The 23,168-nt window shown below is 64.0% G+C and carries 18 protein-coding genes; 6 read left to right on the top strand and 12 right to left on the bottom strand.

Going from position 1 to position 23,168, the window contains the following annotated elements; translation table 11 throughout:
- The first annotated feature begins 29 nt into the window (after positions 1-29).
- Genes NMB38_RS06970 through NMB38_RS06960 form a run of 3 tightly spaced genes read left to right on the top strand, consistent with a single transcriptional unit; the run spans position 30 to position 5,496 of the window.
- Positions 30-1,265, top strand: coding sequence for an exonuclease SbcCD subunit D C-terminal domain-containing protein (locus NMB38_RS06970; protein ID WP_028688152.1), 1,236 nt, complete (start codon positions 30-32; stop codon positions 1,263-1,265).
- Positions 1,262-4,906: an AAA family ATPase gene (locus NMB38_RS06965; protein ID WP_132578965.1), complete on the top strand. Its 3,645-nt coding sequence runs from the start codon at positions 1,262-1,264 to the stop codon at positions 4,904-4,906. The genes NMB38_RS06970 and NMB38_RS06965 overlap by 4 nt, the downstream gene beginning before the upstream one ends.
- Positions 4,903-5,496 carry a glutathione S-transferase gene (locus NMB38_RS06960; protein WP_028688150.1) on the top strand — a complete coding sequence of 198 codons (594 nt, stop codon included), beginning with the start codon at positions 4,903-4,905 and terminating at the stop codon, positions 5,494-5,496. The genes NMB38_RS06965 and NMB38_RS06960 overlap by 4 nt, the downstream gene beginning before the upstream one ends.
- 24 nt (positions 5,497-5,520) lie before the next feature.
- Here the strand turns inward: NMB38_RS06960 and NMB38_RS06955 are convergent, their stop codons facing one another.
- From NMB38_RS06955 to NMB38_RS06910, 10 genes are all read right to left on the bottom strand, one after another.
- A complete protein-coding gene (locus tag NMB38_RS06955) occupies positions 5,521-6,651 on the bottom strand; it encodes a lactonase family protein (protein WP_281212110.1) in 1,131 nt (376 codons plus the stop codon).
- On the bottom strand, positions 6,617-6,907 hold the full coding sequence (locus NMB38_RS06950; RefSeq protein WP_027916516.1) for a DUF5629 family protein: 291 nt from the start codon (positions 6,905-6,907) through the stop codon (positions 6,617-6,619). Before NMB38_RS06950 ends, NMB38_RS06955 begins: the two co-directional genes overlap by 35 nt.
- Positions 6,908-6,983: 76 nt before the next feature.
- Positions 6,984-9,359: an efflux RND transporter permease subunit gene (locus NMB38_RS06945; protein WP_490806125.1), complete on the bottom strand. Its 2,376-nt coding sequence runs from the start codon at positions 9,357-9,359 to the stop codon at positions 6,984-6,986.
- Between the two features lie 20 nt (positions 9,360-9,379).
- Entirely contained in the window at positions 9,380-10,405 is a 1,026-nt protein-coding gene (locus NMB38_RS06940) for a WD40/YVTN/BNR-like repeat-containing protein (RefSeq protein ID WP_027916514.1), read from the bottom strand.
- A 282-nt stretch (positions 10,406-10,687) separates the two neighbouring features.
- Entirely contained in the window at positions 10,688-13,345 is a 2,658-nt protein-coding gene (pepN, locus tag NMB38_RS06935; protein WP_059183187.1) for an aminopeptidase N, read from the bottom strand.
- Positions 13,346-13,358: 13 nt separating this feature from the next.
- Positions 13,359-14,189 (bottom strand): DUF2797 domain-containing protein, encoded by an 831-nt coding sequence (locus NMB38_RS06930; RefSeq protein ID WP_027916512.1) that lies wholly within the window; start codon positions 14,187-14,189, stop codon positions 13,359-13,361.
- Positions 14,186-14,446: a YeaC family protein gene (locus NMB38_RS06925; protein ID WP_023533690.1), complete on the bottom strand. Its 261-nt coding sequence runs from the start codon at positions 14,444-14,446 to the stop codon at positions 14,186-14,188. Before NMB38_RS06925 ends, NMB38_RS06930 begins: the two co-directional genes overlap by 4 nt.
- A 13-nt stretch (positions 14,447-14,459) precedes the next feature.
- On the bottom strand, positions 14,460-15,347 hold the full coding sequence (locus NMB38_RS06920; protein ID WP_028688146.1) for a rhomboid family intramembrane serine protease: 888 nt from the start codon (positions 15,345-15,347) through the stop codon (positions 14,460-14,462).
- The gene (locus NMB38_RS06915) at positions 15,344-16,315 is read right to left on the bottom strand and encodes a metallophosphoesterase (RefSeq protein WP_027916510.1); all 972 of its coding nucleotides are present in this window, start codon (positions 16,313-16,315) and stop codon (positions 15,344-15,346) included. Before NMB38_RS06915 ends, NMB38_RS06920 begins: the two co-directional genes overlap by 4 nt.
- Positions 16,315-17,205 (bottom strand): NAD(+) kinase, encoded by an 891-nt coding sequence (locus NMB38_RS06910; RefSeq protein WP_027916509.1) that lies wholly within the window; start codon positions 17,203-17,205, stop codon positions 16,315-16,317. The genes NMB38_RS06915 and NMB38_RS06910 overlap by 1 nt, the downstream gene beginning before the upstream one ends.
- 87 nt (positions 17,206-17,292) lie before the next feature.
- On the opposite strand from NMB38_RS06910, the gene NMB38_RS06905 reads away from it, so the two are divergent.
- Together NMB38_RS06905 and NMB38_RS06900 are read left to right on the top strand one after the other, a co-directional pair.
- The gene (locus tag NMB38_RS06905) at positions 17,293-18,225 is read left to right on the top strand and encodes a DUF1853 family protein (protein WP_236165962.1); all 933 of its coding nucleotides are present in this window, start codon (positions 17,293-17,295) and stop codon (positions 18,223-18,225) included.
- A gap of 128 nt (positions 18,226-18,353) precedes the next feature.
- Positions 18,354-18,899 carry a cytochrome b gene (locus tag NMB38_RS06900; protein ID WP_027916507.1) on the top strand — a complete coding sequence of 182 codons (546 nt, stop codon included), beginning with the start codon at positions 18,354-18,356 and terminating at the stop codon, positions 18,897-18,899.
- Here NMB38_RS06900 and NMB38_RS06895 read toward each other — a convergent pair.
- Together NMB38_RS06895 and NMB38_RS06890 are read right to left on the bottom strand one after the other, a co-directional pair.
- Positions 18,890-19,780 (bottom strand): 1-aminocyclopropane-1-carboxylate deaminase/D-cysteine desulfhydrase, encoded by an 891-nt coding sequence (locus tag NMB38_RS06895; protein ID WP_125922552.1) that lies wholly within the window; start codon positions 19,778-19,780, stop codon positions 18,890-18,892. The genes NMB38_RS06900 and NMB38_RS06895 overlap by 10 nt on opposite strands.
- Before the next feature lie 42 nt (positions 19,781-19,822).
- Positions 19,823-21,859, bottom strand: coding sequence for an oxidoreductase (locus tag NMB38_RS06890; RefSeq protein WP_494354929.1), 2,037 nt, complete (start codon positions 21,857-21,859; stop codon positions 19,823-19,825).
- 186 nt (positions 21,860-22,045) lie between these two features.
- Here NMB38_RS06890 and NMB38_RS06885 point away from each other — a divergent pair, with 186 nt between their 5' ends.
- Positions 22,046-23,164: a nitrilase-related carbon-nitrogen hydrolase gene (locus tag NMB38_RS06885; protein ID WP_027916504.1), complete on the top strand. Its 1,119-nt coding sequence runs from the start codon at positions 22,046-22,048 to the stop codon at positions 23,162-23,164.
- Positions 23,165-23,168 lie beyond the last annotated feature (4 nt).

Here is a 23,168-nt window from a genome sequence, read left to right as displayed (position 1 = left end):
TCGCCCGACTTCATACCCACAGGTCATCCATGCGTCTGTTTCACACTTCCGATTGGCACCTGGGCCAAAGTCTCCATGGCCAGGAACGCGACTTCGAACACGCCTGCTTCCTCGAGTGGCTGCTCGGCCAGCTGCACCTGCGCCAGCCTGATGCGCTGTTGATCGCAGGCGACGTCTTCGACACCGTCAACCCGCCGGTCAAGGCCCAGGAGCGCTTGTACGATTTCATCGTCAGGGCCCACGAACAGCAGCCGAAACTCGACATCGTGATGATCGCCGGCAACCACGACTCCGGCTCGCGCATCGAGCTGCCTGCACCCTTGATGCGCCGCCTGCGCACCCATGCACTGGGCCGTGTGCACTGGCTGGACGATGGACAACTGGATGTCGAGCGGCTGCTGATTCCGCTGACCAACGCGCGCGGCAAGGTGACCGCCTGGTGCCTGGCCTTGCCGTTCCTGCGGCCGGCGGAGGTGACCGGCCTGCAACTGGGCGACGACTACCTGCAAGGCATCACCCGGGTCCACCAGCAACTGATCGCCGCCGCCCAGGCCAGGCAGCGCAAGGACCAGGCGCTGATCGCCATCAGCCACGCCCACATGGCCGGCGGTGCGGTCTCCGAAGACTCCGAGCGCAGCCTGATCATCGGCAACGCCGAGGCATTGCCGGCCAAGCTCTTCGACAAAGCCATCAGCTACGTCGCCCTGGGCCACCTGCACAAGCCCCAGAAGGTCAATCGCGAAGAACGGATCCGCTACAGCGGGTCGCCCATCCCGTTGTCGTTTGCCGAGGTGAACTACCCCCACCAGGTGCTGGAAGTCACCTTCGACGGCGCGGCGCTGGCCAGTGTCGAGGCTCGCCCAGTTCCGCGTGCGGTGCCGTTGCAACGCATAGGGCCGGCCCCACTGGACGAGGTCCTGACGCAACTGGCCGACTTGCCGGTGGTGGACCTGCTCGATGATCCCAACCGCCAGCCTTGGCTGGAGGTGCGCGTCGTGCTGAACGAGCCGCAGCCCGACCTGCGCCAGCAGATCGAAACCGCCCTGCACGAAAAGGCGGTACGGTTGATTCGCATAGGTGCCGAGTACGCCGGCCGAACGGCCGATGACGAAGGCCCGGCGTTCGTCGAGCTGGCCCAGATGACCCCGCAAGACCTGTTCAGCCGTGCCTGGGCGCAAGCCTATGGCGACCCTGCCGATGAGCAGACGCTGGCCGATTTCGCCCTGCTGCTGCAGGACGTACAGCACGAAGAAGAGCAACCATGAAGATTCTTGCCATTCGCCTGAAGAACCTGGCATCGCTGGCGGGCCCGATCGATATCGACTTCACCCAGGAGCCCCTGGCAGGCGCGGGTCTGTTTGCCATCACCGGCCCCACGGGGGCGGGTAAAAGCACCCTGCTCGACGCGCTGTGCCTGGCGCTGTTCGGCACGGTGCCACGCCTGAATGACATCGGCCGTGAGGCCAAGGTGCCGGACGGCGATGGCGAGATACCCACCTCGGACCCGCGCAACCTGCTGCGCCGCGGTACCGGCAGTGGCTTTGCCGAGGTGGATTTCGTCGGCGTGGACGGGCGCCGCTACCGGGCGCGCTGGGAAGCGAACCGCGCCCGCGAGAAGGCCAATGGCAAACTCCAGCTCAGCCGCCAGAGCTTCTACGACCTGGACAGCGAGCAGGTGCTGGGCAGCGGCAAGAACGAATACAAGCAGCTGATCGAGACGCGCCTGGGCCTTAACTTCGAACAGTTCACCCGCGCCGTGATGCTGGCGCAAAGCGAGTTCAGCGCGTTTCTCAAGGCCGACGACCGCGAGCGCAGCGAACTGCTGGAGAAACTGACCAACACCTCGATCTATTCGCGGCTGGGCCAACGGGCGTTTGCCCGAGCCCGCGAGGCCGGCGAGGCGCATGCCGCCTTGAAAGAGCGAGCTAGCCACCTGTTGCCCATGCCAGTAGACGCCCGCGCCGAACTGGACCAACGCCTGGAACAGGCGCAGCACCAGCTCAAAGCCGACCAGGCTGGCGAGCGACAGCTGGAGCAGCAACGCAGCGGGTTGATCGAGCAGGAGCAGCTTCAAGCCCAGCACGCGCAGGCCCGCACTGCCCTGGAGGCTGCCGAGCAGGACTGGCAAGCCTTGGCCGAGCCGCGCCTGGACCTGGCGCGCCTTGAGCGTCTTGCCCCGCAGCGCCATCAGTTTCACCGCCAGCAGGCACTGGCAGCGCAGCGCGCGCCGATCACCGCCAAACTTGACGAACACACCCGGCAGCTCGCCGAGCTGCAGCAGCGTACGGCCGAGCAGCAGCAGGCGCTGGAAACAGCCCGTCTTGCGTTGACCGCCGCCCAGGCCGCCCATAGCGACGCCGGTCCCTTGCTGCGTCAAGCCTTCACGGCCCAGGACAACTTGGCCCGGCTCGATCAGCAACTGGCCGTCCAGCGCAGCGACAGCCAGCAGGCCGAACATCAGGTGGCTGAGGCCCAACAGCAGTTGCAGCAACTGCACGCCAGCCAAGAACGCAGTCAACAGCAACTGGCCCAGATCGACACGGCGTTGGCCCACAGCCAGCACCTGGCCGGGCTGGCCAGCGCGTGGCATGCCTATCTGCCGCAGCTCAAGCAGGTGATGCTGATCGGCGGCCGCCTGGGCAAAGGCCGCGAGGAACTGCCCGGCCTGCAGGCTCAAGCCAGCCAGGCCACTGCGCACCTTCAGGCCGAACGCGACGCCCATGACGCCCTGTTCCGGGAAGCCAAGGCGCAGCCCGACGCCCTGGCAGAACAAATCGACCTGCTCGGCAGCATGCTGCAGGACAACCGCAAGCAGCATCGCGCCGTGGAGCAATTGACGCTTGTACACGCCCGCGTGCTTGAGTTGCATCAGCAACAGGCCACCCTGCGTGAACGTCAGCAGCAAGCCATGGTCGAGCGCCAGCGCCTGATCGGCGAAGGCACGGCCGCCAAGGCTGAGCTGGAAAGCGCCGAGCAGGCACTGAACCTGACGCGCCAACTGCTGGAGCGCCAGCGGCTGGCCCGCAACACCACGGTCCAAGCCCTGCGTGAGCAACTGCGGGGCGGCGAGCCCTGCCCGGTGTGCGGCAGCGCCGAACACCCGTTCCACCAACCCGAGGTGTTGCTGCAAAGCCTGGGCGAACATGACCAGGCCGAAGAAGCGGCTGCCCAGCGTCAGGTCACAGCGCTCAATACGCGCCTGGTGGAACTGCGCACCCAGCTAGGGGTGGTCAATGCCCAGCTCAAGGACTATCAGCAACAGCTGCCGGTATTGGACGAACACTTGCAGCCTTTGGTCGCGCAGCTTCATGAGCACGCCCTCTGGCCTGCATTGGCACCCCAGGACGATCATGCCCGCAGCAGCTGGCTCGACGGCCAACTACGGCGCCTGGATACCGAAATCGGCAACGACGAGACGCGCCAGCGGGCCTTGCTCACCCTGCAAAAAGAGGCCGCTCGCCTCAACCAGCAGCTGCAAGCCGCCCAGGACGCGCACCAACAAGCGCAGCGCCATCTGGAGCAACAGCACCTGGCACTGGAAAACGACGAGCGCCTCCTTCAGCAAGGGCTCGCGGACTTGGCCGGGGTACTGCCCGACGAAGCGCTCAAGGCCCTGCAAGACGATCCGGCCAATGCGTTTCTTGCCCTCGACCAACAGATCGCCCAGCGCCTGCACCAGCTCGACCAACGCAACGATGAGCTGGAAGAACAGCAAGCCCGCCAGGTCCAGCTGGACAAACTGCACGATCAACACCAGGTGCGTGTGCAACGCCTCGCGCAGCTTGGTGAGCAGCTCAGAGGCTTGGAGGAGCAGCGCCAGCACGCAATGGCCATGCTCGCGCAATTACTGGGCGAGCACATCAGTGCCGAGGCCTGGCAACAGCACATGGACACCGCGCTGGAGCACGCGCGCGCGGTCGAGGCGGACCTCGCCCAGCGCCTGCAAGGCTTGCATACCCAGGCTGTGCAAGTGGCCGGTGAGCTCAAGGCCAGCACCGAGCAGTTGCAGGCGCTGGAGCAAGAAGCCAGGCAGCTGCATGATCAGATCGCCCAGTGGCGCGACGCGCACCCGGAGCTGGACGATACAGGGCTCGATCGCCTGCTGGCCATGGACGACACTCAGGTCGGTGAACTGCGCCAGCGCCTGCAGGGCGCTGAAAAAACCCTCGAGCAGAGCCGTGTGCTGCTTCAGGAACGCGAGCAGCGCCTGCACCAGCACGCGGCGCTGATCACGCTGGACACTTCGGTCCAGGCTGTGGACCAGGCGCTGCTCGAACTGCGTGAGCGTCTGGTCGTTCACGAGCAGACCTGCGCCGAGCTGCGGGCCCAACAGGCGGATGACCAGCGGCGACAGCACGCCTCGCAGGCCCTGGCCGAGCAGATGGAGCAAGCCCGACAGCAGTGGCAGCGCTGGGCGCGGCTCAGTGGTCTAATCGGCTCGGCTTCGGGGGACGTGTTCCGCAAGATCGCCCAGGGCTACAACCTCGATCTGCTGCTGCACCATGCCAACGCTCAGCTGCGTCAACTGGCGCGGCGCTATCGGCTCAAGCGCGGCGGCAGTGCGCTGGGGTTACTGGTACTGGACACCGAAATGGGCGATGAACTGCGCTCGGTGCACTCGCTGTCAGGCGGTGAGACCTTCCTGGTTTCCCTGGCCCTAGCCCTGGGGCTTGCCTCGATGGCATCGAGCACCTTGCGCATCGAGTCGCTGTTCATCGACGAAGGCTTCGGCAGTCTCGATCCCGAGTCCTTGCAACTGGCCATGGATGCGTTGGACGGCTTGCAGGCCCAAGGTCGCAAAGTGGCTGTGATTTCCCACGTGCAGGAAATGCATGAACGCATACCGGTGCAGATTCAAGTCCGGCGCCTGGGCAACGGCTTGAGTGACGTTGAGGTGTGCGGTTGATCCTCTATTCGTTTCGCCGCTGCCCTTGGGCCATGCGTGCCCGGCTTGCGTTGCGCTATGCCGGCTGCGAGGTGACCGTGCAGGAGGTGGCCATGAAGCACAAACCCGCCGCCCTGCTGGCACTGTCACCCAAGGGCACCGTCCCGGTGCTGGACACCGGAGATCAGGTAATCGATGAAAGCCTGGATATCATGCGCTGGGCACTGGCGCAGAACGACCCGCAAGACTGGCGCCTGTCGAGCTCGCCCGAAGCGGCGCAGCAAGCCGATGCACTGATCGCCGTGAACGACACCACCTTCAAGGCCCAGGTGAACCTGTACAAGTATGCCGAGCGGTATCCCCAGCAGTCACAGCACGACTACCGCGACGCTACGCACCCCTGGCTGGAGCATCTGGAGCACCTGCTGCAAAACCGCCCCTACCTGTTGGCCGATCACCCGAGCATCGCTGATGCCGCCCTGTTGCCGCTGATCCGGCAGTTTGCCGCAGTCCAGCCCGACTGGTTTGCCACAGCCCCCTATCCGAGGGTTCGTGGTTGGCTGCAAGGCTGGTTGGCCTCGGACGTGTTCAAGGCCATTATGGCCAAGTGATTCAAGCGCCGTACCGCTTGAACGTCATCGTATGAACTTCAGGTCCGACGGTGCCGGCTGATCGAAGGTCTGTACCGTTTCCCCCAGCTTGCCCGTGAGCGGATCGCGGCGCATGACCTTGATCTGGTTGCTCTTCTGATTGGCAACCAGCAGGAACTTGTCAGTGGGGTCCAGCGCGAATTCACGGGGGTGGTCACCTTCGACCGAGCGACGTTGCACCAACGCCAACCGTCCATCCTGCTTGCCCACGCTGAACACGACGATCTCATTGGCCGTGCCGCGGTTGCTGACGTACAGAAAGCGACCGTCCGCCGACAGGTGCAGGCCCGCGCCTGCCTTGGCAGCCGCCTCCTGGCGTTCGGTCAATGGCAGACGCTGGCGTTCGATCAGGTTGCCCTCCTGGACATCGAACACCACCACTTCGGCATGCATTTCCAAGGTCAGGTAGGCATGTTTGCCGCTGGCGTCGAACAGCAAATGCCGTGGCCCACTGCCCGCAGGCAACGACACCGAGGCAGGCTGGGACGGGGTCAGTGGCATTTTCGTGCTCGCCCCGTCGTAGCGGTAGACGAACACCTTGTCTGCACCCAGGTCGCTGGCATAGACATGCTGGCCGTCTGGAGACGGCACCACCGAATGGACATGGGCACTGGCCTGCCGCTCGGGGTTGACCCCACTGGCTTGATGACGCACCTGCTGGACCACCGACTGCAAGGCGCCTTGCCTGTCGACTGGCAACACCGAAAGGCCGCCGCCTGGGTCGGGGTCGACCGCGTAGTTGGCCACGAACAGATAACGCTGGTCCTGGCTGAGGCTGGCGTGGGTCGGCTCGTCGCCCTGGCTGGGCTTTTGATCGAGCAGGCGTACACTCCCATCGCTGGCAATGTTGAATGCGCTGACGTGACCGTCTGCGGTTTCATTGACGGCAAACAGCAGGCGCTTGTCTTCGGAAAGCACCAGCCACGAGGGGCTGACGCTCTCTACCACCTGCAGCGGTTCGGGGCGGATTGTGCCGGCTTCGCTGTCGAAGGCGTAGCGGTAGATGCCTTGGCTGGCACCGTCTGTGTAGGTGCCAACCAGCAGAGTGGCAGCCTGGGCAGTGTAGGTCAGTGTCATGCAGCTAGCGGTCAGCAGAGTCTTCCAGGTCCGGTTCATGGTCTTCTTCTTCCGGTGCGCGAAATGCATCCAGACAGATCAGTCGGTGCTCACCTTCGGCAGTGCAGATGCGCCAGTCGTTCACTTCTTTACTGGCAGCATCGACCTGCGCGGCGGTGAATACCCAACGCCGCAGTTGGCGGCCGTCCATGCATTCGATGGCAAGGCCCTGCTCGTCGCAGGTGAAATCGAACGCGTGAAGGCCGTCTATCAGAAGCATGTCGCAGTGTTGCAAGGCGCTGGCAAGTGGTGACATGGGGGTACCTGTACGGGACATTGCATGTGGAAAAGCCCTGCATTATACCCCCATGGCCGCGCAACGCCCGGTCGTTTCAATGGGCGAAAATCGAGCCCCCCGCCTTGCCTGCCATCTTCTCGGGCTTGATCAGGAACCGCGCCAGCGCCGGCAGTAGCCACAGCGCACCGAACATGTTCCACAACAGCATGAAGGTCAGCATCAGGCCCATGTCCGCCTGGAACTTGATCGCCGAGAAGATCCAGGTACATACCCCGATGGCCAGGCACAGGCCGGTGAACAGCACCGCCTTGCCGGTGGAGCGCAGCGTCTGGTAATAGGCTTCCTGCAGCGGCAACCCGGCGCGCAGGAAGCTCTCCAGACGGCTGTAGATGTAGATGCCGTAGTCCACGCCAATGCCTACCCCCAGCGCAACCACCGGCAGCGTCGCCACCTTGACGCCGATGCCCATGTACGCCATCAGCGCGTTGCCCAGCACGGAGGTCAACACCAAGGGCAGCACGATGCACAGGGTCGCGGCGAAGGAACGGAAGGTGATCAGGCACATGACTGCCACGCACAGGTACACCAGGATCAGGATGGTCAATTCGGCCGACTTGATCACCTCGTTGGTGGCCGCTTCGATACCAGCGTTGCCGGCAGCCAGCAGGAACTGCAAGCCTTCTCTGTCGTGGCTGTCGGCAAACGCCTTGGCAGCGGCCGTCACCCGCTCGAGGGTCTCGGCCTTGTGGTCATTGAGAAACACCAGCACCGGGGCCAGCGAGCAATCGCCGTTGTACAGGCCATCGGCCCGTGCGATGGAGTTGTTCAGGACATCGGGGTTGCGCGAGAGGGTTTCCCACTTGAGGCTACCCTCGTTCATGCCCTTGATCACCTGTTTGGACACGCTGACCAGGGAAATGGCCGACTGCACACCCGGCGTGTTTTCCATGGTCCACATCAGCTCGTCGATCGGCGCCAGGGTCGAATGCACCGAACACTGCTCGGCGGCCGTCTTGACCATGATCACCAGCACATCGGAACTGGTGGAATAGTTGCTGATGATGAAGTTGTTGTCCTGGTTGTAGCGCGAGTCGGGCCGCAGCTCCGGTGCGCCCTGGTCGAGGTCGCCGATCTTCAGGTTCTGGCTGTACCACAGCCCCCCGGCGAAGGCGACCAGGGCCAGGGCGATGGAAACCGGCGCCACTCTGGGGCTGGCAAAGCGCGACAGCATCCGCCAGAACGGGTGCTCGCGGGTGGCGTCGCGCTTGCTGCGCTCGATGGCCTTCTTGCTGATACCCACATAGGAAATGGCCACCGGCAGCAGAATCAGGTTGGTGAAGACGATCACCGCGACGCCGATGGATGCACCGATGGCCAGTTCGCGGATCACGCCGATGTCGATGATCAACAGGGTGATGAAGCCCACGGCATCGGCGAGAATGGCGATCATGCCTGGCAGGAACAGTTGCCGGAACGTGCGCCTGGCCGCCGTCAGGGCGTTGTCTGCATCGCTCGATTGCAGGGCAATGCCGTTGATTTTCTGCACACCGTGGGAAATGCCGATGGCAAAGATCAGGAACGGCACCAGCATCGAATACGGATCCAGGCCGAAGCCGACCGCATGCATCAGCCCCAGTTGCCACACCACCGCCACCAATGTGGTAATGAGCACCGCGATGGTGCTGCGGATGCACCAGGTGAACCAGTACAGCAGCACCCAGGTGATCAGCAGGGCGATGCCGAAGAACATCACCACCATGACCAGCCCGTCGATGAGGTCACCGACCTTCTTCGCGAACCCGACGATATGCACCTTCACATTGGGGTTCTGAGCCTGGAACTTGTCGCGAATCTTTTCTTCGAGCAAGTGGGAGAGCTGCTGGTAGTCGAGCTTGACCACCCGCCCTGGGTCCTGTGGGTCGGGGTAACTTTCCAGCAGTGGCACGTCGATGATGCTGGATTTGAAGTTGTTGCCCACCAGCCGCCCTATCTGCCCGGACCGCAGCACGTTGTCGCGCAGGGTATCGAGGCTGGCCTGCGAGCCGTCGTAGGTGTTGGGAATCACCTCGCCACCGGAGAACCCCTCCTCGGTGACTTCGCTCCAGCGCACGCTCGGGCTCCACAGCGACTTGAGCCCGGCCCGATCGACGCCTGGGATGTAGAACACCTCGTCGTGGATCTGGCGCAGGGTCTCCATGTAGTTTTTGTCGAAGATGTCGCCATTGACCGCCTCGACCGAGATGCGCACGGTGTTGCCCAGGTTGGCCAAGTCGTTGCGGTGCTCCATCATCTGTTCGATGAACGGATGCTGCAACGGGATCATTTTCTCGAAGCTGGTGGAGGGGCGAATTTGCGTGGCCTGCCAGAACAGGAAGAGGCTGACCAACACACAGAGGATGATGACCGCCGGCCGATTGTTGAAGATCAGGCGTTCGAGCAGTGTGGCTTTGTCCTGATGATGCGGCTGCATGGGAATGTGCTCCTGGCTGCTCATGGCTGTGCCTCACTGCCGGCGGCATCGAGCCCCTTGGCATTGGCGATGTGGGCGCCGCCCTGCCCTACCAGCAGTAGCTCGCCGTTGGGCAGGCCGCTGACGCCGGACAGGGCGATGCGGTCCGGGCGGTTGTGGACGCTGAAGGTCTGGCCGGCATCGGTGCTGCGCAACACGCTGCCGCCGTTGCCGACCACCACGACGGTGCCGTCATCGAGCAAGGTGGCACCGGCCAGGCCGAATTCGAGCTCGCCTCGCGCAGCCTGCAAGGGGATCGATTGCCAGGTGTCGCCGAAGTCGGTGGAGCGCAGCAGGTTGCCGCGCAAGCCGAACGCCAGCAGGGTACGCGCCTGGGCAGTGCCGATCACGCCGAACAGCGACCCCTGGTAAGGCCCTTCCACTTTCTGCCAGTGCTGCCCGTTGTCCTCGGAGCGGTACATGCTGCCCTGCTCCCCGACGATGAACAAACCAGCGTCACGCACCTGGGTGATGGCATTGAGGTGCAACTGGTCGGGGTTGTCGAGGCGCTCGGCCACGTCCTGCCAATGCTGGCCCCCGTCCGTGGTTTCGAGCAAGGCGCCGTAGGCGCCGACGGCCAGGCCGTGCTGGGCATCGAGGAACACAATGTCGAGCAAGGGCGCTTCGCGCGACACGTCTTCGAACTGCTTGCTCCAGGTCGCCCCGCCGTCGCCGGTGGCGAGGATCTGCGCATCGTGGCCCACGGCCCAACCGCGCTTGTCATCAAGGAAAAAGACAGCCGTCAGCAACTGGCGGGTTGGCACGCGGGCCTGAGTCCAGGTGCTGCCCTGGTCATCGGAGAACAGGATATGGCCACGGTCGCCGACCACGACCACGCGCGTGCCCGCATGGGCAGCGTCGATCAACAGCCTTTGACTGGCTTTGGCCGATTCGGTGGAGTATTCATCGGCTGACGCAGCCTGCGCGCCTTGCCATCCACTCAGTGCAAGGGTGAGCACTGCTGCGGCCGCCATCGGCCATCCAGCGCGCCTGCTCCAATTCCTCATGACTGCCCCCGATTGTATTTTTGTTGGGTGGGTCAATACCTTGCAGAAACGCACAAATGCCTGCAATAGAGGCCTGCAAGGGCGTGCGGTGATCGTAACGGGAGGATTTGGAGGAGCACAACGGGCGGGGTGTTATGTTTTGTTATCAGCGCAAGGCGCGTGGTTCATGCGCAGAAGATGCAGCGCCTGCAGGCGAACAGGATTCCCCGGCAGGCGCTGCGTGTGCAGCGTAACAACGTCGGCAGTCGAAATCGGGGGGCCATCAGGCGCCCCCCCGGGGCGTCATGCCAGGCTTTTACTCACGACTTCGTACACGTCACTGGAGAGTTCACCAGCGGCCAGAATCCGCTCCAGCTCACCCTTCATCAGGGCCTGCCGGGCGGCGTCATACTTGCGCCAGCGGGTCAGCGGCGCCAATTGCCGGGAGGCGATCTGCGGGTTGAGCGCATTGAGCTCGATCACCAGATCCGCCAGGAAGCGGTAGCCGGAGCCATCGGCAGCATGGAAGTTGACCAGGTTCTGGCCGGCAAAGGCGCCGACCACCGCGCGCACCTTGTTCGGGTTCTTCAGGGTGAAGGCCGGGTGTTGCATCAACGCCTTCACCCGTGCCAAGCCACCTGGCAAGGTACTGGCCGCCTGCACGCTGAACCACTGGTCCATGACCAGGGGGTTGTCCTTGAAGTGTTCAGCAAAGCTTTCCAGGGCCTTGGCGCGCTCGGCCTCGAAGGGCGAGTTGACCAGCACCGCCAGGGCCGTGAGGCGCTCGGTCATGTTGTCGCACTGCTCGAACTGCTCCAGGGTCGCTTCCAGCACCTGCGGTTTGGCGCTGAGCATCAGGTACGACAGGGCGATGTTCTGCAGGCTGCGGCGAGCAAAGTGCTCGGCAGAGGCAACGTACGCGGTGTTACGCGAGACCGCGCGGTTGGCCTGGTAACGCGTCCAGAGCGGCTCGAACAAGTGCTCGGCAATTTGCCGGCGAGCGAACTCGCGGGCTGCGTGGATGGCGTCCACATCGGCCACCTGGCTGATCTCGGTCAGGTAGCCCTCCCCTGGCAGCGAGAGCATTTCGGCCACCATGGCAGCATCGAGCGAGGTGTCGCCCAGCACCGTATCCAACGCCTTGAGCAGACGCGGGTCCAGTTGCAGCGCCTGACCAAGCTGGTGCTGGCCGATCAGCTCCTGCAACACCTGAACGGCCAGTTGCTGACCGGCTTCCCAACGGTTGAAGCCGTCGCTGTCGTGCTGCATCAGGAACATCAACTGGTCGCGGTCGTATGGGAAGCTCAGCTTGACCGGGGCACTGAAACCGCGCAGCAGCGACGGCAGCGGCCGCGCTTCAATACCCTGGAAGACGAAGGTCTGCTCGGCCTCGGTCACCGACAGCACCCGGGTGCTGCCCACTGCCGAGGACTCGCCCGCCAATTGCAGCGGCAGGTCGTTGCCCTGGGCATCGAGCAGGCCCAATTCGACCGGAATCACGAAGGGCAGCTTCTCGGCCTTGTCTGGGGTGGGTGGGCAGCTCTGGCGGAACGTCAGGCTATAGGTGCGCGCCGCTTCATCGTAGGCATCGCTCACCTCCAGGCGCGGCGTACCGGCCTGGCTGTACCAGCGCTTGAACTGAGTCAGGTCGACGCCGTTGGCATCTTCCATCGCCTTGATGAAGTCGTCGGTGGTCACCGCTTGCCCATCGTGACGCTCGAAGTACAGGTCGCTGCCCTGGCGGAAGCCCTCGGCCCCCAGCAGCGTGCGCACCATGCGTACCACTTCCGAGCCTTTTTCGTACACGGTCAGGGTGTAGAAGTTGGAAATCTCGATGAAGCTGTCCGGGCGCACCGGGTGGGCCATGGGGCCCGCATCCTCGGCGAACTGATGGGTGCGCAGGTAGGCAACGTCCTCGATGCGCTTGACGGTGCGTGAATTCATGTCGGCGCTGAACTCGGCATCGCGGAACACCGTGAAGCCTTCCTTGAGCGACAGTTGGAACCAGTCGCGGCAGGTGACGCGGTTGCCCGACCAGTTGTGGAAGTACTCATGGGCCACCACCGCTTCGACCCGCTGATGCGCGGCATCGGTGGCCGTTTCGGCGCGCGCCAGCACGCAGCTGGAGTTGAAGATGTTAAGGCCTTTGTTTTCCATGGCCCCCATGTTGAAGTCGTTGACCGCGACGATCATGAAGATGTCCAGGTCGTACTCGCGGCCATACACCTCTTCGTCCCAACGCATGGACTTCTTCAGGCTGACCATGGCGTGGTCGCACTTGTCGATGTTCTCCGGCTCGACATAGATGCGCAGGGTCACATCACGGCCCGACTGGCGGGTGAAGGTGTCTTCCACGCACCACAGGTCGCCTGCGACCAGGGCGAACAGGTACGCCGGCTTCATGAACGGGTCTTCCCAGGTCGCCCAGTGACGGCCATCCTCGGCAGGGCCGCTGCCTACCGGGTTGCCGTTGGAGAGCAGCACCGGGTAGCGATGCTGCTCGGCGATCACCGTGGTGGTGAAGATGCTCATGACATCGGGGCGATCGAGGTAGTAGGTGATCTTGCGGAAACCCTCGGCTTCGCACTGGGTGCAGAACATCTTGCCGGACTTGTACAGGCCCTCGAGCGCTGTGTTGGTTTCCGGATGGATCTTGACGGTGGTGTCGAGGGTGAATTGCGCTGCCCGTGGCTGGACGGTCAGGCTGCCTGCGTCGATCTGGTAGTCGCCGGCCTGCAAGGGTTCATCGTCGAGGGCGGCGCGCACCAGCTCGAGTTGCTGGCCGTCGAGCACCAGCGCAGGCAGGCCGCCCCCATGCACCGGGTTGCGGCGCATGATCAGTTGCGCGTGGACCAGGGTGTGGTCTTCGAACAGCTCGAAGGTCAGGTGCGTTTCGTCGATCAGGTACTCAGGCGCCTTGTAGTCCTTGAGATGGATCACTTGCGGTTGTTCGGTACGCATCTGCAGGTCCCTTTTACTGGAGCACGGCCAACTGGTAGGCCGTGTACTTGCGAATATTGATCACACCGGTGTCGAAGATCAGGTACTGGCCCTTGATGCCCAGCAGCGTGCCCTCCACGATCGGGGTCTTGTCCAGGTTGAAGCTGACCACCTTGGTGGGGTAAGCCTGGACCGGGTACGTCATGTGCACGACCTCGGCGTCGGTCAGGGGCTGAATCGCCTGCAGGCCGAAGCGCGCCTGCAGCTGGCCAAGCCCTTCGGCACACGCCTCCAGCACCTGATCGCGCAAGGCCGGCAGATCAAGCAGCGCGGCGTCACCTTTGAGCAGGGCGCGCCAATTGGTGCGGTCCGGCACCTGACTGCGCAGCAGGTCTTCGACCAGCCCGGACTGCTGCCGGGTGGCCACCCTGAGGATAGGCAAGGCCTGGCTGGCACCCTGGTCGAGCCAGCGGGTGGGCAACTGGGTGGCGCGGGTGATACCGACCTTGATACCGGAGGAGTTGGCCAGGTAGACCACGTGGTCGGTCATGCAGAACTGCTCGCCCCAGGACGGATCGCGGCAGGTGCCTGCGTCGTAGTGGCAGCGCTCCGGGGCCATGATGCACATGTCGCACTGGGCCAGCTTGGTCATGCAGGGGTAGCAGTAACCCTGGCTGTAGCTGCTCTTGGTGCGCTTGCCGCAGTGGCTGCAGTGGATGGCGCCCAGGTAGTGCAGGCGCAGCGGCTTGCCGATCAGCGGGTTGACTGGCACCAGGGTATCGCCTAGGCGAAAGCTGTATTGCACCACGGGGGCCGCCAGGCTGACGGCCATTTTGCTCAACGAGCCACGAGCGAGTTCGATCAATGTACCGAGTCCGACTTGAACAGGATGTTGGGAACGGGGGCGGACTTGGACGCACATTCCTGCGGGCCCATGTAACCGGTGCGCTGGTCCTCGGGCAGGTTTTTCATCTCCCAGGCGATGACCGCTTGCAGGGACAGCTCTTTCTGCTCGGCAGTCAGCTTGCGGCCGTCCGACCATTTGCCGATTTCCACGGCCAGTTTCAGGCTCTCGTAGATTTCCGGGGTGATGTTTTCGATCATTTGCGCGAAAGTGGACATGTTGTCTCCTGATTCAAGCCGACAGTTTACGCCGGGCGAGCGCCCCACCCAAGAGCCCGGTCAGGCATCCGATGAGCAACCCGCCGACGTGCGCGGCGTTGGCGATCTGGCCCAGGCCCAGGGTGCCGACGACGCCGGTCAGGCACACCACCAGCCAGAGGAGCATCATCACCAGCACGCCCTTGGGCAGGTTGAAGTGCGGGTTTGGCGCCCGCCATTGATACAGCCAGATGTGCCCGAGCAGGCCATAAAGCACGCCTGAAAGCCCACCGAACAGGCCAGGCCCCGTGGTGTAGTGTTGGGCCAGGTTCGATACCAGGCTGAACAGCAGGGTGAGCCCCAGCAACGTCCACGGGCCCTGGCGCAGTTCGATGCGCTTGCCCAGCTCCCAGAACCACAGGCTGTTCATGGCCAGGTGCAGCGCGCCGAAATGAAGCAGCATGGGCGAGACCAGCCGCCACCATTGCCCGTGCGCCAGGCCCTCGGCCAGGGGCGCGAAGTACAGGTAATCGCCCTGCACGTGAAAATCGAGAAACGTGAACCAGCTGATGGTGGTGAAGTTGTCGCCCAAGCCCGTGAGCCCAGCGACCATGAAGGTCAGCAGCAGCGTCAGGGCAGTGACCTTGCAAGCCTTTGCCTGGGCCAGCAGCGACGGCTGTGGCACCTCTTGCACCTGCTGGTCGGGCAACGCGGGGTCAGGCTCGGCCTGCAGGTCGGCGTTGCCATCGGGGTAGCGCTGGTAGAGGTGCAACACCTCGTCGGCCAGGGTATCAGGCGCCCAGAGTACCTGGTCCTCGCCCTCCTCGCTGACCCGGTGCGGTACCTGCAAGCGTTGCAGCATCTGCACGAAACCGCTGAGGTCCACCGTCAGCGGCAGGCGCATCACTTGGATAATGTTCATTGGCTAGCCTGTGGTCGGTCGACATCCACCCAGACGAACTTGCGGGGGTCGATACGGGTTTCATCGTCCAGCCTGTAGGCGACCAGCTTGCCGTACAACACGGCGCTGTAGTCCAGGCAGGCCAGGTTGCTGCGAATCGGGGCGGGCCGGCCGCTGCGCCAGTAATGGCCAACGAACAGCATGGGCTCGTCCTCGGCGTAGCGCAGCAACGCGCTCTTCTGGCTGTGGCTCAGCGGTGTGTTGGCCACCTCCGCTGGCAGCGCATCGGGCTGGAAGACGATGTCCCCGTAGGTCTGCGGGTCGTCTTCCCAGAACTTGGTGCGGAAGAAGGCGCGGGTCAGGCCATCGCCACCGGTCAGGGTGAGGCCATCGGGCAAGCGCATGTCGGTGCCGCGCAGCAGGCGGTTGCAGACGTTGGCGGCAAAGCTGCCGCTCACCGCCGACGCCTGGACGAAGTGGCGGTCGACGCGCCCGTCGGGGTACTGGCGACGCAGAGGCTCGATCAGGCGTGCATCCCAGCAGGCGTGTACGAGGCGAAAGCGACCGGCATCGATGAACAGGGGTAGCGTCTGGAACCAGTCGAGAAACGCCTGCCAGTCCGCAGGGTGATGGGCGAACTGGGTGAGGGTTTCGTCGATGAGCCTGGCGTGGCGAGGGGTGTGTTCGCGCACGAAGGCCTTGCCACTGCCCGGCAGTGCCGGCGTCACCCACCCTAGGGCGCTGTATTCGTGATTGCCCATGATGCAGTGCGCCTGCCCGGCGGCGACCATGTCGTGAACGATGTGCAGGGCTTCGCGGATACGCGGGCCGCGGTCCACGATATCGCCCAAAAACAGCGCCTGGCGCCGAGGGTGGCGCCACACGCCGGCAATGCGCTGGTAACCGAGGGCGTCGAGCAAACGCTCGAGGGTCAAGGCACAGCCGTGAACGTCACCGATGATGTCGAAACTGCGCGCCGGATCCAGCATCAGTCGTCCCTGCCCCCCAGGCGGCTGCCCCAGCCAAGCTTCGTGCGGCAGACTTCGTAGTAGTTGTGGTCCAGCGGGTGGATCAGGCGCAGCTTCTGGGGCTTCTTGCTCACCGTGATGGTGTCACCGGGTGCACAGGTGAAGTGGTTCTGACCGTCACACGACACCTGCGGGTAGATCTGCAGGTCCTTGGCCACCACGATCTTCAGCTCGCTGTTGCCATCGACGACGATCGGCCGCCCTGACAAGGTGTGCGGGTACATGGGCACGATGACGATTGCATCGAGCTTGGGGTGCATGATCGGGCCACCTGCGGACAATGCGTAGGCGGTGGAGCCGGTCGGGGTGGCGACGATCAGGCCGTCGGCCTTCTGGCTGCAGACGAACTGGCCGTCGATGTAGATCTCGAATTCGATCATGCGGGTGGACTTGCCGGGGTGCAGGACCACGTCGTTGAGCGCATCGCCCTGGCCGATCGCCTCCTGATGACGGCGCACTTCGGCTTGCAGCAGGAAACGGTTCTCGACCAGGTAGTGACCCTCGAGCACCTCGGAGACTTTCTCTTCCAGTTCATCCGGACGGATGTCAGTGAGAAAGCCCAGGTTGCCCCGATTGATGCCCAGTACCGGGATATTGTGACGCGCCAGGGCACGCGCAGCGCCCAGCAGGCTGCCGTCGCCGCCGACCACGATGACCAGGTCACAGACCTCGCCCAGCAGCTTGCGGGTGGAAGTCTGCAGCCCGTGGCCGGGCAGGACTTCACCGATGGTGTCTTCGAGGATCACATGCAAGTGGCGCTCGAGGAGGAATTTTTTCAGTCGGCGGATGGTGTCCAGCACCTGCGAGCTGCCGAGACGACCGATGATACCGATATTGCGAAATTGCTCCATGGGGCTCCTGCAAGGCTCTGCGACGGGTGACGATGCAGCGATTATGGGCGAACCACGAAGCAGCGGCAAACCGGCTATGCTCGCAGGATGATGCCATTTCCTTCGCTCGTGCACCTGCCCCGGCTGTTCCAGCGCCCCGCGGTGCGTGACCTTGCCTGGACCCTGCTCTCGCCGCCGCTGCTGGAGAACGCAGGCTGCCCCCAGCGCCACCCGCTGGCAGGCAGCCTCTGGGTGGAGCGGCCGCAGGCGTTACAGGCCTGGCTGCACGGGCTGGACGCCGATGACACGCCCTTGCAGCACTGGCTCAAGGGCCTTGGCAGCCGCCGCCTCGGGCTGTATTACGAACGCCTGTGGCAGTTTGCCTTGCAACAGGCGCCCGGCGTCGAACTGTTGGCGGCCAACCTGGCTATCCGCGAAGACGGCCGGACCTTGGGCGAGCTGGATGTGGTGCTGCGTGATCGCGATGGGGTGCATCACCTGGAACTGGCCATCAAGCTGTACCTGGGCCCTGAGCGCTTCGGTACCGACCCTGGGGGCTGGCTGGGGCCTGGCTGCCACGATCGCCTGCAAGCCAAGCTGGAACACACCCGCCGCCACCAGTTGCCCATGTCAGCCAGCACCCAGGGCCGTACCGCCCTCGAGCGGCTCGACCTGCCTACGGTGCAGGCCAGCATGTGGATGGGGGGCTACCTGTTCTACCCGACGCTGGCCGCGAGCCAGGCGCCGCAGGGCGTCCACCCCCAGCACTTGCGTGGCCGGTGGTTGCATCGCAAGGACTGGATCAGCGCACCAGACGGGCATTGGCAACCGCTGGCGCGCAGCGCCTGGCTGGCCCCCGCACGGTGTGCGGCCTGCGAGGTCTGGAGCGCTGCTCAGTTCGCCGCGTGGCTGCACCTGCTGGCGCCCGATGCGCCTGCGCAGTTGCTGGTCAACGTGCAACGGCAGCAGGACGGCAGCTGGCAAGAGGTAGAGCGGGTGTTCCTGGTTGCCGATCAGTGGCCAGGCGCGCTGGCTCTCTGACCGCAGATCCTCCCATAGGCGGCAACATATTTTTCACCGACCTGGAGCAATGATGCAGCCCGGGTAACCCGTAAACTGGACCTGAGCGCCACCAAGAGCGCTACCCCACCGACCGATGAGGATCAACCATGGTTTCGAGCACCCCAGCGCCCCATTACGCGCGCGTGTCCATTGTCCTGCACTGGCTGATGCTGGTGCTGCTGGCCGCCGTTTATGCCTGTATCGAGTTTCGCGGGATCTTCCCGCGCGACAGCGCAGAGCGCAACCTGATGAAAGACCTGCATTTCATGTTGGGCCTGAGCGTGTTCGTGCTGGTATGGCTGCGCCTGGCCATGCGCGTACTCCATCGCGCGCCTCCCATCTCACCCAAACCCCCTGCTTGGCAAACCGGCCTGGCCCATCTGGTTCACCTGCTGCTGTACCTGCTGATGATCGGCATGCCGCTGGCCGGCTGGCTGATCCTCAGCGCCGCCGACAAACCGATACCGTTCTATGGCCTTGAGCTGCCGCACCTGATCGGCCCTGACGTAGACCTGGCCAAGTTCATCAAGGGCTGGCATGAGCGTGTGGGTACCTGGGGCTACTGGCTGATCGGCCTGCATGCGCTGGCCGGCCTTTATCATCACTATGTCAAACGCGACAATACGTTGCTGCGCATGCTGCCTTACAAGTAACCCCGACGGCCCTGCAAGCCGCCGGTATGGACGAACACCAAGCGAGTGCCGGGCGCGAACAATCCGGCTTCGACCTGAGCCTTGAGCGCGAGCAATGCCTTGCCGGTATAGAGCGCCTCGAAAGGGATCCCGGCCTGCTGCTCGCAGTCGGCAATGAAGGCCAGCAGTTGTTCGTCGAACTTGCCGAAGCCGCCCCGGCTGGCACTGTGCAGGCGGTAACCCTGGGTGCCGGCAAGTGCCGCCACGGTCTCGGCCACGCCATAGTGGTCGGGTACGGCCAACGCCCCATGCACGGCATGGGCCCCTGACTCGGCCAGCACCAGGCCTGCAAGCGTGGTGCCGGTGCCCGCGGCCAGCCACCAGGCGTCATAGTCCGGCCAGCCCAGTGTCGCAAGCTGCGCGTGCAGGTGGGTCACGATCGACGCGCACCCCTGGGCGCCGGCCTGCCCGCCTCCCCCTTCGGGGATGCAGTGCCAGCCGGGATAGCGCGCGTGCCAGGGCGTCCAGAACCCCACCTCGTTACGTTGTCGGTAGCCCTCGTAACCCAGCCAGTGCAGTTGCATGCCCATTGCCTGCAAGTCCTGCACGGTGGGTGTTTGGCACGGGTGCCCCCGCAGCAGGCCGGCCGTGGCCAGGCCCAACCGCTTGCCGGCAGCGGCCATAGCATGAAGGTGGTTGGAATGGTTGCCGCCCAGGCTCACCAGGCCAGGGGCCTTGGCATCGAGCGCCTGCTCAAGGTGATGGCGCAACTTGAACCACTTGTTGCCGCTGATCAGAGGGTCGATCAGGTCAAGGCGCAGGATGGCGGTCTCGACCTGCCCCCTCGCCAGCCAGGGCAATGTCAAGCGTTGCAGAGGGGCCAGGGGGAGTTCGACAGGCATGGGCGTCAGTCTATCAGCACAGCCACTGGTATGGGCCGTGAATCAAAGCTGCGCCGCTAACCTCGACCCCTGATCGATCGCCCGCTTGGCATCGAGTTCTGCCGCCACGTCAGCACCGCCGATCAAGTGTACCGACTGCCGCGCAGCCACCAGACCGTCCTGCAATTCGCGCAGCGGGTCCTGGCCTGCGCAGATCACCACGTTGTCCACCGCCAGCACCTGCGGCTCGCCGCCGCCAATGCGCACATGCAGGCCCGCGTCATCAATGGCCAGGTACTCGACGCCATTGAGCATCTTCACCTGCTTGTTCTTCAACCCGGTGCGGTGGATCCAGCCAGTGGTCTTGCCCAAGCCATCCCCTACCTTGGAGGTCTTGCGCTGCATCAAGTACACCTGCCGGGCGGGTGCGTGGGGCTGTGGCGTGATACCGGCCACACCACCGCGCGCCTGGAGGTGGGTATCGATACCCCACTCCTTCCAGAATGCTTCGCGGTCCAGGCTGGTGGATACGCCCTGATGCACCAGGTATTCGGATACATCGAAACCGATGCCCCCTGCGCCGATCACAGCCACTGTCTTGCCCACAGGCTTACGCTCGAGCAGCACATCCAGGTAGCTGAGCACCTTGGGGTGCCCAATCCCCGGGATCGCCGGCGCGCGGGGGAGAATGCCAGTCGCGAGGATGATTTCGTCATAGCCGCCGGCCACCAGCGCTGGCACGTCGACGCGCGTGTTCAAGCGTACGTCAACGCCCGTGGTGCGTAGCTTGTTGCGAAAATACCGCAGGGTCTCGTTGAATTCCTCCTTGCCTGGCACGCGCTTGGCAACATTGAACTGGCCGCCAATTTCGCTGGCCGATTCGAACAAGGTCACCACATGGCCACGTTCAGCGGCCACTGTTGCAGCGGCAAGGCCTGCTGGGCCGGCACCCACGACGGCAATGCGCTTGGCCATGCGCACGGGCAGGTAGTTGAGTTCGGTTTCATGGCAGGCCCGTGGGTTTACCAGGCAGCTGGTCAGCTTGCCGCCGAACGTATGGTCCAGGCACGCCTGGTTGCAGCCGATGCAGGTATTGATTTCATCAGCACGCCCGGCGGCAGCCTTGTTGACGAAGGCAGGATCGGCCAGAAACGGCCGGGCCATGGACACCATGTCCGCATCCCCTTCGGCCAGCACCGCCTCGCCCACTTCTGGGGTATTGATACGGTTGGTGGTGATCAAAGGAATACCCACTACTCCACGCAACTTGGCGGTGACCTTGCTGAAGGCTGCCCGCGGCACCTTGGTGGCGATGGTGGGAATGCGCGCCTCGTGCCAGCCAATACCCGTGTTGATCAACGTGGCCCCCGCCCGCTCGATGGCCTTGGCCAGGGTCTCGATCTCGTCCCAGGAGCTGCCGCCCTCGACCAGGTCGAGCATCGAAAGGCGGAAGATGATGATGAAATTCGGGCCCACCGCGCCGCGCACCCGGCTGACGATTTCCACCGCCAGGCGCATGCGATTTTCGTAGCTGCCACCCCAACGGTCGGTGCGGTGGTTGGTGTGGGCGGCGAGGAACTGGTTGATGAAATAGCCTTCCGAGCCCATGACCTCGACGCCGTCGTAACCTGCCTTTTGCGCAAGCAGCGCGCAGTGGGCGAAGTCGGCAATCTGTTTTTCGATTCCCGCCTCGTCCAGTTCCCGGGGCTTGAACGGGTTGATCGGCGCTTGAATGGCGCTTGGCGCCACTTGATGCGGGCTGTAGGCATAGCGCCCGGCATGCAGGATCTGCAGGCAAATCTTGCCACCTGCGGCGTGCACTGCTTCGGTGACGATGCGGTGCTGCTCGGCTTCGGCATCGGTGCTGAGTTTGGCGGCGCCTGCGTACACACCGCCCTCGTCATTGGGTGCAATGCCGCCTGTGACCATCAGCCCTACGCCGCCCTGCGCCCGTTCGGCAAAATAGGCAGCCATGCGCTCGAACCCGCCAGGACGTTCCTCAAGACCCGTGTGCATGGAGCCCATCAGGGTACGGTTACGCAACGTGGTGAAGCCCAGGTCCAGCGGGGCCAGCAGGTGCGGGTAAGGGGTGTCTGTCATGGTTCGGATTCCCAAGGTGATCACGGTAAACGGGCATCTGGCCTAAAGGCGGCCTTGTCGTTATATGAAGCAGACAGTAAACAGCCGTTTGAACCGGCTCAATGACCGGAACTGACAAGTTATTGATCATCACGAACAGCGCGTCTACCCTAGGGCTCCCTCATGCCCATTGCCTTCTACTGTTTCATGAAAAAACTCCTGACAACTGCCCTGCTGCTGGTGGTGATCGCCGCCTTGTGTGGTTATGCCTTCTGGACCCAACAGCGCCCGCAGGGGCACTACCTGTCCGACCTGCGCATCGAGCTGGCAGTCAACCACGGGCAACCCGGTGAACACGGCAACCTGCTGGGCGTCGAGCCGCTGCTGTACCCAGGGGACTACCAGGACCTGCAACGTCTGCACCGCAAGCTTGCCGCCTACCTCGAGCAGGCGCGCACGCTGGGCCTGATCACGCCTCGCACCGTGGTGGTATTGCCTGAGCACATCGGTACCTGGCTGTGGGCACGCGGCGAGAAGAACGCGTTGTACCAGGTGACCCACCAGCGTGAGGCCCTGCAATGGTTCGAACTGAGCAATCCGCTTCGCTATGGCTGGGCCATGCTCGCGGCCGAGGGCGATGACCGACGGGCCGATGCTCACCTGCGCATGAAGGCCGATCAGATGGCCGCCGATTACCAGCAGGTGTTCGGCGGCTTGGCCAAGGAATTCGGCGTAACCCTGGTAGCCGGCTCGATCGTGCTGCCGCAACCCTACGTCAGCGAGGGTGCATTGCACCCCGGGCGCGGCCCGTTGTTCAACAGCAGCGTGGTGTTCGCCGGCGACGGCACCATCCTGGGCCAACCCCAGCCCCAGCACTATCCGGACAGCGAGAACAGGCGGTTCATACACCCGGGTGTGGACCAGCCTCTGCAGGTGCTGCAGACGCCTGCGGGGCGGCTTGGCGTATTGGTGGGAAGCGACAGCTGGTATCCGGAGAATCACCACCAGTTGCTGGCCCAGTCGGTCGAACTGGTGGCCATCCCTGCCTTCCTGAGCGGCAGGCACAGCTGGCTGGAGCCCTGGCGGGGAAATCGCCATCAGCCTGTCAGCACGCGTTTGGCCGTCAAGCGTGGCGAAGTCAGCGAGCAGGACGCCTGGCACCGGCTGACCGCGCCTATCGGTCACCAGGTGAGCAGTGTGAGCGTCTTCATGCGCGGCCAGTTCTGGGAGCACGGCGCCGATGGCCAGGGTTTCGTCTGGCAAGCCGGCGACCTGTTGGCTGGGCCACCCAGCCCAGGTGCCCGCTTGCTGAACATATGGCTCTAGCACC

It is taken from the genome of Pseudomonas sp. FBCC-B35, from assembly GCF_059133755.1.
Note: the sequence above shows the minus strand (reverse complement) of the source record. Positions and strands in the feature narration are given on the sequence as shown.

Coding starts and splice junctions, on each gene's coding strand:
- NMB38_RS06945 (WP_490806125.1), bottom strand. CDS start 9,359: ATGCAGCCGCATCATCAGGACAAAGCCACACTGCTCGAACGCCTGATC.
- NMB38_RS06955 (WP_281212110.1), bottom strand. CDS start 6,651: ATGAACCGGACCTGGAAGACTCTGCTGACCGCTAGCTGCATGACACTG.
- pepN (WP_059183187.1), bottom strand. CDS start 13,345: ATGCGTACCGAACAACCGCAAGTGATCCATCTCAAGGACTACAAGGCG.
- NMB38_RS06915 (WP_027916510.1), bottom strand. CDS start 16,315: ATGCTGGATCCGGCGCGCAGTTTCGACATCATCGGTGACGTTCACGGC.
- NMB38_RS06940 (WP_027916514.1), bottom strand. CDS start 10,405: ATGAGGAATTGGAGCAGGCGCGCTGGATGGCCGATGGCGGCCGCAGCA.
- NMB38_RS06970 (WP_028688152.1), top strand. CDS start 30: ATGCGTCTGTTTCACACTTCCGATTGGCACCTGGGCCAAAGTCTCCAT.
- NMB38_RS06950 (WP_027916516.1), bottom strand. CDS start 6,907: ATGTCACCACTTGCCAGCGCCTTGCAACACTGCGACATGCTTCTGATA.
- NMB38_RS06910 (WP_027916509.1), bottom strand. CDS start 17,205: ATGGAGCAATTTCGCAATATCGGTATCATCGGTCGTCTCGGCAGCTCG.
- NMB38_RS06895 (WP_125922552.1), bottom strand. CDS start 19,780: ATGCCTGTCGAACTCCCCCTGGCCCCTCTGCAACGCTTGACATTGCCC.
- NMB38_RS06890 (WP_494354929.1), bottom strand. CDS start 21,859: ATGACAGACACCCCTTACCCGCACCTGCTGGCCCCGCTGGACCTGGGC.
- NMB38_RS06900 (WP_027916507.1), top strand. CDS start 18,354: ATGGTTTCGAGCACCCCAGCGCCCCATTACGCGCGCGTGTCCATTGTC.
- NMB38_RS06885 (WP_027916504.1), top strand. CDS start 22,046: ATGAAAAAACTCCTGACAACTGCCCTGCTGCTGGTGGTGATCGCCGCC.
- NMB38_RS06905 (WP_236165962.1), top strand. CDS start 17,293: ATGATGCCATTTCCTTCGCTCGTGCACCTGCCCCGGCTGTTCCAGCGC.
- NMB38_RS06965 (WP_132578965.1), top strand. CDS start 1,262: ATGAAGATTCTTGCCATTCGCCTGAAGAACCTGGCATCGCTGGCGGGC.
- NMB38_RS06920 (WP_028688146.1), bottom strand. CDS start 15,347: ATGAACATTATCCAAGTGATGCGCCTGCCGCTGACGGTGGACCTCAGC.
- NMB38_RS06925 (WP_023533690.1), bottom strand. CDS start 14,446: ATGTCCACTTTCGCGCAAATGATCGAAAACATCACCCCGGAAATCTAC.